Raw genomic sequence first — 13,250 nt, 5'->3', positions numbered from 1 at the left:
CGGCATGTTTCGCACGCGTCTTTCCTTGGCATTTGCGGCGCTGGTGGCGCTGGTGTTTGTGCAGGCCGGCTTTGTCTATTGGGGCGCGAACCGCGTCAATGACTATGCCCAGCACAGCCGGCTGGCCAGCGACATCCTCTCGGAACTGCTGGAGCTTTCGGCCAACAAGCAGCGCCTGCGCGTCTGGGCTTCGCAGCGCCTGATGAATGCGGAGGCTTCGGTGGAGGTGCGTGACCAACTCGTGACTCGCATCCAGTCCAGCGCCGGCAAGCTCAAAGGCCTGGCGCGACGCGACCATGCCTTGTGGATCGAATTCTCGGCCCGGGAGGACACCCCCATCCCGCCGGATGTGCCCAAGCTGGTGGCCGTGACCGATTTGCTGGACCAGAACATCACCGCGGTGCAGTCGCGCCTGATGCGCCTGACGCCGATGGACCACGGCGCCGAGTTCGCGGCGGTGTGGCACGAGCTCAACGAGGTGTTCGACATGGCGGGCGGACGGGATCTGCGCGAGCTGGTCAACGGCGCAATCGAACGCCAGCGGGTGGTCGTTCCGGAGGCCCGCGCCGCCACCGAGCGCGGGCTGGATGCCTTGCGCCGGCAGGCCATTGGCATGGCGGTGACGATGCTGGCGGTGGCGGCTGCATTGGCCCTGCACCTGAACCGGCGCCTGAAGCAGCCGCTGGACCGGTTGCTGATCGGTACCCAGGCGCTGCAGGCTGGCGAGCTGGGCCATCGCATGGCGATCGGTTCGAGAGATGAGTTCGAGCGGGTGGCCGAGAGCTTCAACCAGATGGCGGCCGAGCTGCAGCAGCATCGCAAGGCGGCCGACGAGGCGCGTCACCGGCTGGAGGCCGCCGTGCAGGACCGCACCGCGGAGCTGCGCGTCGCGCATGACGCCTTGCAGCGCGTGGACCAGCGGCGGCGCCAGTTGTTTGCCGATCTCGGGCACGAGCTGCGCACGCCGGCAACGGCAATCCGCGGCGAGGCCGAGATCGCCCTGCGCGGCCAGGACAAGCCGGTGGAGGAATACAAGCAGTCACTGGCCCGCATCGTGGGCGGCGTGGGTCAGCTGACCGGCGTGATCGACGACTTGATGCTGATCGCCAGGGCCGAGGTGGACCAGCTGGTGATGCAGCCGCATGAGCTGGACCTGCTGGTCTTGCTCGGCGAGGTGGCCGAGCAGGCCGAAGCCCTGGGCCAGCCGCAGGGCGTGCGGGTGCTGCTGGAGCCAGGCGCTGCGCCGCAGGGCCGGCTGCCCACCGAGCTGCCGGTGCATGCGGATGCGGAGCGGCTGCGCCGGGCGGTGATGATCGTGCTGGACAACGCGGTGCGCTATTCGCGCCCCGGTGGCGCAGTGAGGCTGGGATGGCAGGTGTCGCCGCGGGAAGTGATGCTGCTGGTGAGCGACGAGGGCATTGGCATTGATGCCGACGAGCTGCCGCTGGTGTTCGAGCGCTTCACGCGCGGTCGCCGCGCGCGGGCGTACCGGGCAGACGGCACTGGCATCGGCCTGTCGATCGCCCAGACCATCATTGCCGCCCACCAGGGCAGCATCCACATCGACAGTCGGGTTGACCACGGCACCCAGGTTCGCATGGTGCTCCCGCTGTTACCGCGGGCCCTGCAGGCGCTGTCCGAGGGCTTGTCGGCATGAACATCCTGGTGGTGGAAGACGACGCGCGGGTGGGCGACTTCCTGCTGCGCGGCTTGCGTGCCGAGGGCTATGCCGTGCAGCTGGCCCGCACCGGCCCGGAGGGCCTGGCGCTGGCCCGCGCCGATGACAGAGCCTTGCTGATCCTGGACCTGATGCTGCCGGGCATGAGCGGAATGGAGGTTTGCCAGACGCTGCGGGCCGAAGGCTTTCAGGTCCCGGTGCTGATGCTCAGTGCGATGAACCAGACCGAGGACAAGGTGAACGGCTTGCGCCTGGGCGCGGACGACTACCTGACCAAGCCCTTCGCCTTCGAGGAGTTGCTGGCCCGCATCGAGGCCCTGCTGCGCCGGGGCCGGCAGCAGCGACCGCGCGCCGCCACGCTGCAGGTGGCCGATCTGCAGCTGGACCGCGAGCGCATGCACGTCAGCCGGGCCGGCCGGACTGTGGTGCTGACCGCCAAGGAGCTGGCATTTCTGGAGCTGCTGATGAGCGCGCCCGGCCGGGTCTACAGCCGCGAGCGCATCCTGGCCAATGTCTGGGGCACCAATGAAGATCCACTGACCAATGTGGTGGACGTGTACGTGCGGCGCCTGCGCAGCAAGATCGACGAAGGCCACGCGCTGACCCTGCTCAAGACGGTGCGGGGCTTTGGCTACAAGCTGGACGCCGAACCCAGCTGAGAAGCTCGCGCGAGGGGACGGCGCGCAGTTCACCTGCCGTTCATCTTCGCGTCAGTGCCTGTTCATGGCGCCTCGTGGCTGCTGTTCATCCAGCACCCGAAGAATGAGTTCCTGTGACGCAAGGCCCTCGGGCAGGGCGTCACTTCATTCAACTCATTGCTTCGAGCACGTCACGACATGAAATTCTCGACACTCTCCCCCTTGTTCGCGGCTGCCAGCCTGGCGCTGGGCTTGTCCACACCTGCGCTGGCGCAGGACGACGCCGGCACGAGCGCCATCTGCCAGGCGACCAGCGAACAGCAGGTGGCGGCCCTGTTTGATCGCTGGAACGCCTCGCTGCGCACGCTGGATCCGGACAAGGTGGTGGCCAACTATGCCCCCGACGGTGTGTTGCTGCCCACCGTCTCCAATGAGCCGCGGACCAGCCCGGCAGAGATTCGCGACTATTTCGTCAAGTTCCTGAAATCGGAACCACAGGGCACGATTGACAAGCGCCTCATCAGGATCGGCTGCAACGTGGCGCAGGACGTCGGCACCTACACCTTCCAGTTCAAGGACGGCCAGACGGTGAAGGCGCGCTACACCTATGTCTATGAATGGGAGAACGGCCAGTGGCTGATCGCCCACCATCACTCGTCTGCGATGCCGGAGCCTGTGGCCGGCGCCAAATGAGCCACGTGCCAGGCAAGGCCAGGCCTGCCGATTGCCCCTGAACAATGCGACCGCAGCCTGCGAAGGTTCGTGTTGCTGCAGCAAAGGAGCTTCCGCGATGAAACACCTCAGTCATGCCCAGTGGATGGGCGCAGTCAAAGTGCTGCTGGCCGTGGGCCTGGCAGCCGCGGCCATAGACGCCTTGGCGCTGGACCGCGGTACCGGCCCGCTGGGCCAGCCTTTCGTGATGGGTGGCATTGGCCAGGACGAGCAAGGCCAGATCGAGCACGAACGCGCCGGCTTCACGTTGAAGGTACTCACCGCAGCGCCCTCGGGCGAATTCCTCGCCGACGTCCGCACCCGCATCGTCGGCCCCAATGAGCAGGTCTTCTTCGACCGCAAGCTCAGCGGCCCGGTGCTGCTGATCAACCTGCCACCCGGTCACTACCAGGTGCAGACCGCATTCAAAGGCAAGCAGGAAGCCAAGCCGGTTGACCTGCGCGCTGGCCAGCAAGCCTCGCTGGATTTCCGCTTCAATCCGGAGTGAGGCTGCTCATCCCTTGAAACCGCCGTCCGCGAGGAAGGTGATTTCTTCCGGTGTGGATACGCGCCCCAGCACCGCATTGCGATGCGGAAAGCGCCCGAAGCGGGCAATGATGACGCGGTGCTTCACCGCGGCCCGCTGGGTGCTCGCATCCACCCCGGCGCACAGCGCCACGCAGCGCTGCTGGTCCGCCAAGTGCTCCGAGTGCATGAACGGCATGTAGAAAAACGGCCGCAGCAACTCTTCCACCTGCCGGTCAAACCCCTTCGCGATGGCCTGGTCGGCCGTCTCCCGCGCCAGCGCATCCGTCTCATACGCGCGCGGCGTGTCGCGGAAGGCATTGCGCGGAAACTGGTCCAGCAACAGCACCAGCGCCAAGGCCCCTTCGGCCGTCAATGACCAGCCGATCAGGTAACCCCGCAAGGCCGCTTCATGCGCTGGCAGAAAGCGTTGCTTGAATTCGGCATCAAACGACGTGCTTTTGGAGAACCAGCGTTTGCGACCGGCGGCTTGCCAGAAGCCGACCACTTCGCTGGGCCGGTGAGTCTGCGGCAGGGCCGGCGGCGTGTCGATGATGGCGCTGGTCATGAGGTGAACTTTCTCTCGCTCGATGGCTGGGTGGTCTTGCTGTCCATTCACGCCAAGCGTTGGCTTTTCTTGCGCTGATGGACCGGTTATCGTGCAGCCGGTTCCGGTCGGACGAAACTCGCCGCGTGCTTTGAGCACCCAATCAACATGCAGGAATTTATTCGAGGTCAGCTTGGTTTCTGCCGCGGCGTCCATCCTTGCTGAGGTCATCGGCCCTCTCGTCTCGTTTGTGTTCGAGGCCTGCGCGCATTTACTCCTCGGGAGTGTGCGGCCGTGGCGCTATGTTCTGTCGCCTGAATTCCGAGCCGACTTCGACACCCGATTCGCAAATGTCCACCCGATATTCAAGTGGTGGAATTTGCTCGGGGGCGGCCTGTTGCTGTTTGCCAGTTTGGCAGTGGTGACCGGTCTTCTCTGGTTCTTCTTTCAAGGCCAGTCCGAAGTCGAACCCGCCGGCCACAGCTGGCAAGCTGTCAAAAAGGCTGAGCAGGTGGTCATCGACAAATTGAAGAATCGTCAGGCGACCCAGCCATGACCTCCAGCCTGGCCTCCAAATGCGACGCTTGGTTTCGCAGAGCAACCAAGCGGTGCGACGCATGAGCTCGCGTGCCGTCGATGGTGTCCTGTCCCTTGTCCTGGGCGGCGGGGCGTTGATCGTTGCCGAAGGGATCCGAGCCCTGGAACCAACCTGGCCACTTCGGCCGGGTCTGTTGCTGCGCATCGCTGATTCGCTGGGTCTGTTGCGAGTGTCGGAAGCCGATCGCAGCTTCCAGGCCATGGGCATCGGCTCCGTCGACGACACGCGTGCGTTGGCGGCGGCAGCGGTCTACGTGGTCTACCTGACGCTGGCTTCCGCGCTTTACGCTGCGTGGAGCGTGTGGCGGGAAGACGATTCGCTCTACCCGGCTGCGGGGCTGGTGTGCGGCGCCTGCGCGCTTCATGTGCTGGCGCCGTTGGCTGGCATGGTGCTCTTGGTCACGGGCAGCACGGCGCTGCTGACGCTGCGCCGTGCTGTGTGGCGAAAGAGCAGGCGTATGCCAGGCTGACCGCTCAGCCGGCCCCGCCCCGAATCGCCTCAATCTGCATTGTCAGTTCCCAGCATTCCAAGGATTCAGGAACGCCACTTTCGCATGTGCGAACTCCGAGACGCAACACCCAGTGCCCTGGGAGGGGTGGCTTGTCTGACTTCGTATTGCCCATTGGTCACCTCAGATTCCTGGCTGGCCTGACCACAATACAGGGTGCGCTCTTGGCTTCCAACGGTTCTCCACTTGGCCGAGCCCGTGGGTGATGAGCTCGTCCGAGGCCGATCAACCCCCGCCCTGGATGGCCTCGATCTGCTCGGTCAGCTCCAGCCAGCGTTCTTCGCCCATTGCGATCTCGGCCTGGGCGTGGCTGAGTTGGCGGCCGAGGTCGGCGATCTTGGGGCCGGCGAGGCCGGGTTGGGCGAGTTGGGTTTCGAGCGAGGTTTTTTCGGCGTTGAGCTTTTCAAGTTTCTTGTCGAGACCGGCCAGCTCGTTGCGCATTGGGCGGGTCTGGTCGGCCAGCTTGGCGCGGTTCTGGGCGGCGTTCTTGCGGTCGTCGCGGCTGGCGGGGGCCGGCGCGGCAGCGGGCTTGGGGGCTGATTTGGCGACGGGCGCAGGCGCCACCGGCGCAGGTGCGGCTGCCTTTTCGGCTGCCTTTTCAGCTTTCGCGGCCTTGCCACTCAGCGAGCGCTGGGCCTCACGGCTGCGTTCGAGCAGCCAGCGCTGGTAGTCGTCCAGGTCGCCATCGAAAGGCTTGACGACGCCGTCGGCCACCATCCAGAACTCGTCGCAGACTTCGCGCAACAGTGCGCGGTCGTGGCTGACCAGCATGACCGTGCCTTCGAACTCGTTGAGCGCCATCGAGAGCGCTTCGCGGGTCTGCAGGTCCAGGTGGTTGGTCGGTTCGTCCAGCAGCAGCAGGTTGGGGCGCTGCCAGACCAGCGTGCCCAGCACCAGGCGGGCCTTCTCGCCGCCCGAGAGCGTGCCGACCTGCTGGTGCACCATTTCGCCGACAAACCGGAACTGGCCGAGGAAGTCGCGCAGTTCCTGCTCGCGGGCGTTGATGCCCAGGCTTTTGGCGGTGCGCACCATGTGCTGCAGCGGCGTGTCGTCGCTGTGCAGCAAGTCCATTTCCTGCTGCGCGAAGTAGCCGATGGCCAGGCCCTTGCCCTCGACCATGGTGCCGGCCAGGGCCGGGTGCGCGTGGGCAATCGTCTTGACCACGGTGGACTTGCCCTGGCCGTTGGCGCCCAGCACGCCAATGCGCTGGCCGGCCAGCACGGTGCGGTTGATGCCGTGCACGATGGCCTTGTTCGAGCCGTCTTCGTTGGCGCCGATGTAGCCGCAAACGACGTCGTTCATCGCCAGCATCGGGTCCGGCAGGCTCAGCGGTTCGCGGAATTCGAAACTGAAGTCCGCGGCGGTCAGCACCGGCGCCAGCTTTTCCATGCGCTCCAGTGCCTTCACGCGGCTCTGGGCCTGCTTGGCCTTGCTGGCCTTGGCCTTGAAGCGGTCAATGAACTTTTGCAGGTGGGCCACGCGCTCCTGCTGCTTGCCGTAGGCGGCGGCCTGCTGCTCCATGCGCTCGGCGCGCATTTCCTCGAAGCGGGTGTAGTTGCCGCCGTAGCGCGTGAGCTTGGCGTCTTCCAGGTGCAGCGTGACGGTGGTGATCGCGTCCAGGAACTCGCGGTCATGGCTGATCATCAGCAGCGTGCCGGTGTAGCGCTTGAGCCAGCCTTCCAGCCAGACCAGGGCGTCCAGGTCCAAGTGGTTGGTCGGCTCGTCCAGCAGCATCAGGTCGCTCGGGCACATCAGTGCGCGGGCCAGCTGCAGGCGCATGCGCCAGCCGCCGGAGAAGCTGTTGACCGGCGCTTCGAGCTGGTCGACGCGGAAGCCCAGGCCCATCAGCAAGGTGTGGGCGCGGGCGCGGGCGTCGAAAGCGCTGGCTTCTTCCAGTTTCAGGTAGGCGTGGGCCATGGCCTCGCCGTCGTCTGCCGCCAGCGCAGCGGCCAGTTCGGCCTCGGCTTCCATCAGCGGGATGTCGCCCTGCATCACGAAGTCGGTGGCGGCATCTTCGGTTTCGGGCATGTGCTGGGCGACCTCGCCCATGCGCCAGCGCGCGGGGATGTCGAAGTCGCCGGCATCGGCGCCCAGGCGGTTGGCCAGCAGCGCGAACAGGCTGGACTTGCCGGCGCCGTTGCGGCCGACCAGGCCGATCTTCTCGCCAGGATTGAGGGTGACGGTGGCGCTGTCCAGCACCACCTTGACGCCGCGGCGCAGCGTCACATTGCGAAGAGTGATCATGTTCGGGAAAGGGGAACAGCAGGCGAGGAGGGCTGCATCAGCAGGGCCTCGCGGGTCAGGAGCAGCACATCGTCGTCGCCGGCACTGGTGCTGAGCCAGATGGGCGCGAGCTGCGGGAAAGCGGCCTCGAAGTGCGGCTTTTCATGGCCGATCTCCAGCACCAGCAGGCCCTGGTCGCTGAGGTGGGCGGGCGCGTCGCGCAGCAGGCTGCGGATGAAGTCCATGCCGTCGCTGCCGCCGGCCAGCGCGAGCGTGGGCTCGGCCAGGTATTCGGGCGGCAGTTGGGCCATCGATTGGCTGTTCACATAGGGCGGGTTGCAGAGGATGAGGTCGAACACGCGGCCACCGGTGGCAGCCAGGCCGTCGCCCTGGACCAGCAAGATGCGGTCCTGCAGGTGATGGCGTTCGACGTTGACGCGGGCCACGGCCAACGCGTCGGCGGAAAGGTCGGCACCGACGACTTCGACCTCGGGCCAGGCCATGGCCGCCAGCACGGCCAGGCTGCCGTTGCCGGTGCACAGGTCCAGCACCTGGCGGGTCTTGTCGGTGAGCCAGGGGTCGATGCTGGCGTCGGCCAGGCATTCGGCGATCAGGGAGCGCGGCACGATGACACGCTCGTCCACCGTGAACGGCACGCCTTGCAACCAGGCTTCGCCGGTGAGGTAGGCGGCGGGCTTGCGGGTTTCGATGCGCCGGGCGATCAATGCCATGGCCTTGGCCACGTCGGGCTCGGGCACCGTCACGTCGCCGCTGGCGTCGTCGCTGTCCAGCGGCAAATGCAGCGACCACAGCACCAGCCAGGCGGCCTCGTCGTGTGCGTTGGTCGTGCCGTGCCCAAATGAAACGCCCGCCTCGGTCAGGCGGGCGGCTGCAGCGGTGATCAGGTCGGAGATCGTCATGTGAGCAGCAGTTCCAGCGTGCGGCGGTAGATGTTCTTCAGCGGTTCGATGGCATCGACGCGCACGTGTTCGTCGACCTTGTGGATGGTGGCGTTCACCGGGCCGAACTCGACCACCTGCTCGCAGGCCTTGGCGATGAAGCGGCCATCGGACGTGCCGCCGGTGGTGGACAGCGTGGCGGCCACGCCGGTCTCGGCCTGGATGGCCTGCACCAGCGCGCCGACCAGGCTACCGACGGGCGTCAGGAAAGGTTCGCCGCCGAGGGTCCAGTCGATGCGCCATTGCAGCTCGTGGCGGTCCAGCACCTGGGCCACGCGGGCCTTCAGGCTCTCGGGCGTGGAGGCGGTGGAGAAGCGGAAGTTGAAGTCCAGCACGGCTTCGCCCGGGATGACGTTGGTCGCACCGGTGCCTGCGTGCAGGTTGGAGGCCTGCCAGGTGGTGGGCGGGAAGTATTCGTTGCCTTCGTCCCAGTGCATGGCCGCCAGCTCGGCCAGCGCCGGCGCCAGCAGGTGGATGGGGTTGCGCGCCAATTGCGGGTAGGCCACGTGGCCCTGCACGCCGGTGATCGTGAGCTTGCCCGAGAGCGAGCCGCGGCGGCCGTTCTTGATCATGTCGCCCAGCGTGTCGACCGAGGTCGGCTCGCCGACGATGCAGCAGTCCAACGCCTCGCCGCGGGCCTTCAGCGCCTCGATGACCTTGGCGGTGCCGTCCACCGACGGGCCTTCCTCGTCGCTGGTCAGCAGGAAGGCGATGCGGCCGGCGTGGCCAGGCTGGGCCTTCACGAATTCCTCGGCGGCGACCACCATCGCGGCGACCGAGGTCTTCATGTCGGCCGCGCCGCGGCCATAGAGCTTGCCGTCGCGGTAGCTGGGCACGAACGGGTCGCTGTTCCAGCGGTTCAGTGGGCCGGCGGGCACCACGTCGGTGTGGCCGGCGAAGACCATGGTGGGGCCTGGGCGGCTGCCGGTGTGCACGGCCCAGAGGTTGTCGACGCGGAAGTCGTCCGGGCCAAACGGCATCTGCTCGCAGCTGAAGCCGGCGGCTGCCAGCCGCTGGGCGATCACGCCCTGGCAGCCGAAGTCGGCCGGCGTCACGGACGGGCGGGCGATCAGGTCTTCAAGCAGGTGCAGGGTGGCGGACATGGGCAACAACAGGGCAGGGCCGAAAAGGACCGCAGGCCACCGCAGTGCGCGGTGGGCAAGGCAACAACAGGGGCGGCACTTGCCGCAGAACTTCAGCGGGTGCGGGCGCTGATGCCGGGCGTGCGCGGCGCCTCCTGCACCACGTCCAGCGTGATTTCGGTGAACGAGGGCGTGTCCGGCTCGACCTTGACCGGCGGCACGCGCGAGACCGGCGCGCTGTCGTTCTGCAGGCGCCAGAGCAGGTTGGTCGGCGAGTCGGCATGCACCAGCGCTTCTTCGCGCGACACCAGGCCCTCGCCGATCAAGCGCGCCAGGTCCTGCTCGAAGGTTTGCGAGCCATCTGCAAGCGAACGCTCCATCGCTTCCTTGACGCCTGGGAAGTCGCCCTTCTCGATCATCTCGGAGACCAGCTTGGAGTTCTGCAGCACCTCCACCGCCGGGATGCGCCCGCCCTGCATCGAGCGCAGCAGGCGCTGCGAGACGATGGCCTTCAGCGCCGCGCCCAGGTCGGCCAGCAGCGCACCGCGGGACTCGGGCGTGTAGAAGGACAGGATGCGGCCCAACGCGTGGTAGCTGTTGTTGGCATGCAGCGTGGCCATCACCAGGTGGCCGGAGAGCGCGTACGAGATCGTCGCGGTCATGGTCTCGCGGTCCCGGATCTCGCCGATCATGATGCAGTCCGGGGCCTGGCGCAGCGCGTTTTTCAGGCCCACGTGCAGCGTGGCCGTGTCACGGCCGACCTCGCGCTGGTTCACGATGGAGCGCTTGTTGCTGAACAGGAACTCGATCGGATCTTCGATCGTCAGGATGTGGCCGGAGAGGTGCTGGTTGCGCCACTCCAGCATCGAGGCCATGGTCGTGCTCTTGCCGGTACCGGTGGCGCCGACCATCAGGATCAGCCCGCGCTTTTCCAGCGCCAGCGTGGAGAGCACCGGCGGCAAATGCAGCGTGTCGATCGACGGGATCTTGACGGGGATGCAACGCACCACCGCCGCGATGGTGTTGCGCTGCTTGAAGGCCGAGAGCCGGAAGCCACCCACCTTGGGTACGCCAATGCCGATGTTCAGCTCACCTTCCCGGTCCAGCTCTTCCAGCTGCGCGGGCGTGATCACCTCGGACAGCATGGTGCGCGGCATCAGCGGCGGCAGCACATGATCGGTGACCGGCAGCAACTGGCCGTTGACCTTCAGCAGCACCGGTGCATTGGCCGAGAGGTAAAGGTCGGAAGCGCCTTTTTCCGCCATCAACTGCAGGACACGTTGCATGTTCATCGGACAGCTCTTTCGCGGCAAAAGGTCAGGATGGAGGAAAAAGAATGGGGTGGGCCGGACGATAACCCGGCCCGGCCGCGACATCAGTCGCGCAGCAGCTCGTTGATGCTGGTCTTGGAGCGGGTCTGCGCGTCCACGCGCTTGACGATGATCGCAGCGTACATGCTGTAGGGCGCGCCGTTGGCGGCCGTCTTGGGCAGGTTGCCGCTGACCACCACCGAGCCGCTGGGCACGCGGCCGTAGCTGATCTCACCGGTGGCGCGGTCGAAGATGGGGGTGCTCTGGCCCAGGTACACGCCCATGCCGAGCACCGAGTTCTCTTCGACGATCACGCCTTCGACGACTTCCGAGCGGGCGCCGATGAAGCAGTTGTCCTCGATGATGGTCGGGTTGGCCTGCACCGGCTCCAGCACGCCGCCGATGCCCACGCCGCCCGAGAGGTGCACATGCTTGCCGATCTGCGCGCAGGAGCCCACGGTGGACCAGGTGTCGACCATCGTGCCTTCGTCCACGTAGGCGCCGATGTTGACGTAGGACGGCATCAGGATCGCGCCCTTGGCGACGTAGCTGCCGTGGCGTGCGACGGCCGGCGGCACGATGCGCACGCCGGTCGCGGCAAGTGCCGCGTCGTCCAGGTCGGAGAACTTGGTCGCGACCTTGTCGAAGAAGGTCAACTCGCCCGAGCGCATCGCCGCGTTGTCGGTCAGGCGGAAGCTCAGCAGCACGGCCTTCTTGATCCACTGGTTGACCTGCCACTGGCCCACGCCCTGGCGCTCGGCCACGCGCAGCCGGCCGGCATTCAGCTCGTCAATCGTGTGCTTCACGGCGGCACGCACTTCGGCGGGCGCACTGGCAGGGCTGAACTCGGTGCGCTGCTCCCAGGCGGCGTCGATGGTGGCTTGCAGGTTGGCGGTGGTCATGGGTGAGGCGAATTCTGAAGAATGACGGGCCGGCGGCGGTTGCCGAGGGGCGGTATGGGAAGAGAAGACGTGTCCTCGGTCAGGACAGGCTGCGGACGTGGGCCACGATGCGTTGGGCGGCCTCGGTGCATTCGGCCGTGTCGGCCACCAGCGCCATGCGGATGCGGCCGGCCCCGGGGTTCACGCCATGCGCTTCGCGGGCCAGCAAGCTGCCAGGCAGCACGGCGACATTGTATTGAGCCAGCAGGTCCAGGCTGTAGGCAATGTCATCGCCGCCGTGCAAGTGCTTCGGGATGCCGGCCCAGAGGTAGAAGCCAGCGTCCGGCAGCCGCACGTCCAGCACCTCGGCCAACAGCGGCGTGACGGCGGCGAACTTGGCCCGGTAGGCGGCGCGGTTGGCCTCCACATGCGCCTCGTCGTTCCAGGCGGCAATGCTGGCAGCCTGGATCACCTTGCTCATCGCGCTGCCGTGGTAGGTGCGGTAGAGCAGGAAGGCCTTCATGACCTTGGCGTCTCCCGCGACGAAACCTGAGCGCATGCCGGGCACGTTGCTGCGCTTGGACAGGCTGGACAGCACGATCAGGTTGCGGAAATCGTCCCGGCCCAGCGCCTTGGCGGCTTCCAGCGCGCCCAGCGGCGCGTCTTCGCGGAAGTAGATCTCGGAGTAGCACTCGTCGCTGGCGATCACGAAGCCGAAGCGGTCGCTCAGCTCGAAGAGTTGCTGCCATTCCGACAGCGGCATCACCGCGCCGGTCGGGTTGCCAGGCGAGCAGGCATAGACGAGTTGCGTTCGGGCCCAGGTGGCCTCGTCGATCTGGTCCCAGTCGCAGGCGAAGTTGCGTGCCGGGTTGCTGTTGACAAAGGCGGTGCGGGCGCCGGCCAGCAGCGCCGCACCTTCGTAGATCTGGTAGAACGGATTCGGGCAGACGACCACCGCATCGGCTGCGGTCGGGTCCACCACGGCCTGGGCCAGCGAGAACAGCGCCTCGCGCGAACCGTTGACCGGCAGGATCTGCGTCCTGGCGTCCAGCTGCACGCCGTAGCGGCGGCCGATCCAGCCGGCGACGGCTTCGCGCAATGCCGGCTCGCCTGCGGTGGCGGGGTAGTTCGACAGGCCGGCCAGGTTGCTGCACAGCGCCTCTTCCACCAGCGCCGGCGCCGGGTGTTTGGGCTCGCCCAGGCCCAGGCTGATGTGGCGCAGGGCCGGGTTCGGGACGATGTCTTTGGCGAGCGCATTCAGGCGCTCGAAGGGGTAGGCGTGCAAGCGGCCAAGCAGCGGATTCATCCCGGGATTATCGGCGAGCGTTGCCGGCTTTGCGGCCGGGCGGTGGCGGCTTGGCACGGATCTGGCACGACCCGTCGCCGAGGTGACAGCCTGGCGGGCTTGCCACGCGGCGACAATCCGCCCCGGCGCGGGGCCTTGCTGCAAGGTCGACCTGCGCCGCCAGGCTTTGCCGTGTTGCCTTGCTGTCGCAGCTTGTTGCGTTGTCGATGTCGCCGTTGTCGTCCTTCCCGCTCTGTCTTCCGTGCTGGTGTGTGGCCAGGCCCGCGGCATGACGCGCCGCCGTG

The 13,250-nt window shown here is 66.9% G+C and carries 13 protein-coding genes; 6 read left to right on the top strand and 7 right to left on the bottom strand.

What is annotated here, in order from left to right; translation table 11 throughout:
• Positions 1-4: 4 nt before the first annotated feature.
• The 4 genes from FKP22_RS08075 to FKP22_RS08060 all read left to right on the top strand — a co-directional run bounded on the left by FKP22_RS08075 (position 5) and on the right by FKP22_RS08060 (position 3,535).
• Positions 5-1,657 (top strand): sensor histidine kinase, encoded by a 1,653-nt coding sequence (locus FKP22_RS08075; RefSeq protein ID WP_141286833.1) that lies wholly within the window; start codon positions 5-7, stop codon positions 1,655-1,657.
• On the top strand, positions 1,654-2,337 hold the full coding sequence (locus tag FKP22_RS08070; protein ID WP_141286830.1) for a response regulator transcription factor: 684 nt from the start codon (positions 1,654-1,656) through the stop codon (positions 2,335-2,337). The genes FKP22_RS08075 and FKP22_RS08070 overlap by 4 nt, the downstream gene beginning before the upstream one ends.
• Before the next feature lie 177 nt (positions 2,338-2,514).
• The gene (locus FKP22_RS08065; protein WP_141286829.1) at positions 2,515-3,009 is read left to right on the top strand and encodes an SgcJ/EcaC family oxidoreductase; all 495 of its coding nucleotides are present in this window, start codon (positions 2,515-2,517) and stop codon (positions 3,007-3,009) included.
• Between the two features lie 97 nt (positions 3,010-3,106).
• Entirely contained in the window at positions 3,107-3,535 is a 429-nt protein-coding gene (locus tag FKP22_RS08060; RefSeq protein ID WP_141286828.1) for a carboxypeptidase-like regulatory domain-containing protein, read from the top strand.
• A gap of 6 nt (positions 3,536-3,541) precedes the next feature.
• Here the strand turns inward: FKP22_RS08060 and FKP22_RS08055 are convergent, their stop codons facing one another.
• On the bottom strand, positions 3,542-4,120 hold the full coding sequence (locus FKP22_RS08055) for a DUF924 family protein (protein WP_141286832.1): 579 nt from the start codon (positions 4,118-4,120) through the stop codon (positions 3,542-3,544).
• A 172-nt stretch (positions 4,121-4,292) separates the two neighbouring features.
• Between FKP22_RS08055 and FKP22_RS08050 the strand changes: the two genes are divergently transcribed.
• On the top strand, positions 4,293-4,655 hold the full coding sequence (locus tag FKP22_RS08050; RefSeq protein ID WP_141286827.1) for a hypothetical protein: 363 nt from the start codon (positions 4,293-4,295) through the stop codon (positions 4,653-4,655).
• Positions 4,656-4,716: 61 nt separating this feature from the next.
• Positions 4,717-5,166: a hypothetical protein gene (locus FKP22_RS08045; RefSeq protein WP_141286826.1), complete on the top strand. Its 450-nt coding sequence runs from the start codon at positions 4,717-4,719 to the stop codon at positions 5,164-5,166.
• Positions 5,167-5,430: 264 nt separating this feature from the next.
• On the opposite strand, the gene FKP22_RS08040 is transcribed toward FKP22_RS08045, so the two are convergent.
• The 6 genes from FKP22_RS08040 to dapC all read right to left on the bottom strand — a co-directional run bounded on the left by FKP22_RS08040 (position 5,431) and on the right by dapC (position 12,966).
• Positions 5,431-7,449: an ABC-F family ATP-binding cassette domain-containing protein gene (locus FKP22_RS08040; protein ID WP_141286825.1), complete on the bottom strand. Its 2,019-nt coding sequence runs from the start codon at positions 7,447-7,449 to the stop codon at positions 5,431-5,433.
• A complete protein-coding gene (prmB, locus tag FKP22_RS08035; protein WP_141286824.1) occupies positions 7,446-8,348 on the bottom strand; it encodes a 50S ribosomal protein L3 N(5)-glutamine methyltransferase in 903 nt (300 codons plus the stop codon). Before prmB ends, FKP22_RS08040 begins: the two co-directional genes overlap by 4 nt.
• Entirely contained in the window at positions 8,345-9,490 is a 1,146-nt protein-coding gene (gene dapE / locus FKP22_RS08030) for a succinyl-diaminopimelate desuccinylase (protein ID WP_141286823.1), read from the bottom strand. The genes prmB and dapE overlap by 4 nt, the downstream gene beginning before the upstream one ends.
• A 92-nt stretch (positions 9,491-9,582) precedes the next feature.
• On the bottom strand, positions 9,583-10,761 hold the full coding sequence (locus tag FKP22_RS08025; protein ID WP_231011196.1) for a PilT/PilU family type 4a pilus ATPase: 1,179 nt from the start codon (positions 10,759-10,761) through the stop codon (positions 9,583-9,585).
• 83 nt (positions 10,762-10,844) lie between these two features.
• Positions 10,845-11,681 carry a 2,3,4,5-tetrahydropyridine-2,6-dicarboxylate N-succinyltransferase gene (gene dapD, locus FKP22_RS08020; RefSeq protein ID WP_141286822.1) on the bottom strand — a complete coding sequence of 279 codons (837 nt, stop codon included), beginning with the start codon at positions 11,679-11,681 and terminating at the stop codon, positions 10,845-10,847.
• A gap of 79 nt (positions 11,682-11,760) precedes the next feature.
• On the bottom strand, positions 11,761-12,966 hold the full coding sequence (gene dapC / locus FKP22_RS08015) for a succinyldiaminopimelate transaminase (protein WP_141286821.1): 1,206 nt from the start codon (positions 12,964-12,966) through the stop codon (positions 11,761-11,763).
• Positions 12,967-13,250 lie beyond the last annotated feature (284 nt).

The sequence above is a fragment of the Ideonella azotifigens genome (genome assembly GCF_006519715.1).
In the GTDB taxonomy this organism is placed as follows: Bacteria; Pseudomonadota; Gammaproteobacteria; order Burkholderiales; family Burkholderiaceae_C; genus Ideonella; species Ideonella azotifigens.
The sequence above is the reverse complement of the archived record's forward strand: the minus strand, read 5'-3'. Positions and strand labels throughout refer to the sequence as shown.

What these genes read in the sequence shown, in the direction of transcription:
- FKP22_RS08075 (WP_141286833.1), top strand. Translation starts at nt 5, where the DNA reads ATGTTTCGCACGCGTCTTTCCTTGGCATTTGCGGCGCTGGTGGCGCTG.
- FKP22_RS08070 (WP_141286830.1), top strand. Translation starts at nt 1,654, where the DNA reads ATGAACATCCTGGTGGTGGAAGACGACGCGCGGGTGGGCGACTTCCTG.
- FKP22_RS08065 (WP_141286829.1), top strand. Translation starts at nt 2,515, where the DNA reads ATGAAATTCTCGACACTCTCCCCCTTGTTCGCGGCTGCCAGCCTGGCG.
- FKP22_RS08060 (WP_141286828.1), top strand. Translation starts at nt 3,107, where the DNA reads ATGAAACACCTCAGTCATGCCCAGTGGATGGGCGCAGTCAAAGTGCTG.
- FKP22_RS08055 (WP_141286832.1), bottom strand. Translation starts at nt 4,120, where the DNA reads ATGACCAGCGCCATCATCGACACGCCGCCGGCCCTGCCGCAGACTCAC.
- FKP22_RS08045 (WP_141286826.1), top strand. Translation starts at nt 4,717, where the DNA reads ATGAGCTCGCGTGCCGTCGATGGTGTCCTGTCCCTTGTCCTGGGCGGC.
- FKP22_RS08040 (WP_141286825.1), bottom strand. Translation starts at nt 7,449, where the DNA reads ATGATCACTCTTCGCAATGTGACGCTGCGCCGCGGCGTCAAGGTGGTG.
- prmB (WP_141286824.1), bottom strand. Translation starts at nt 8,348, where the DNA reads ATGACGATCTCCGACCTGATCACCGCTGCAGCCGCCCGCCTGACCGAG.
- dapE (WP_141286823.1), bottom strand. Translation starts at nt 9,490, where the DNA reads ATGTCCGCCACCCTGCACCTGCTTGAAGACCTGATCGCCCGCCCGTCC.
- FKP22_RS08025 (WP_231011196.1), bottom strand. Translation starts at nt 10,761, where the DNA reads ATGAACATGCAACGTGTCCTGCAGTTGATGGCGGAAAAAGGCGCTTCC.
- dapD (WP_141286822.1), bottom strand. Translation starts at nt 11,681, where the DNA reads ATGACCACCGCCAACCTGCAAGCCACCATCGACGCCGCCTGGGAGCAG.
- dapC (WP_141286821.1), bottom strand. Translation starts at nt 12,966, where the DNA reads ATGAATCCGCTGCTTGGCCGCTTGCACGCCTACCCCTTCGAGCGCCTG.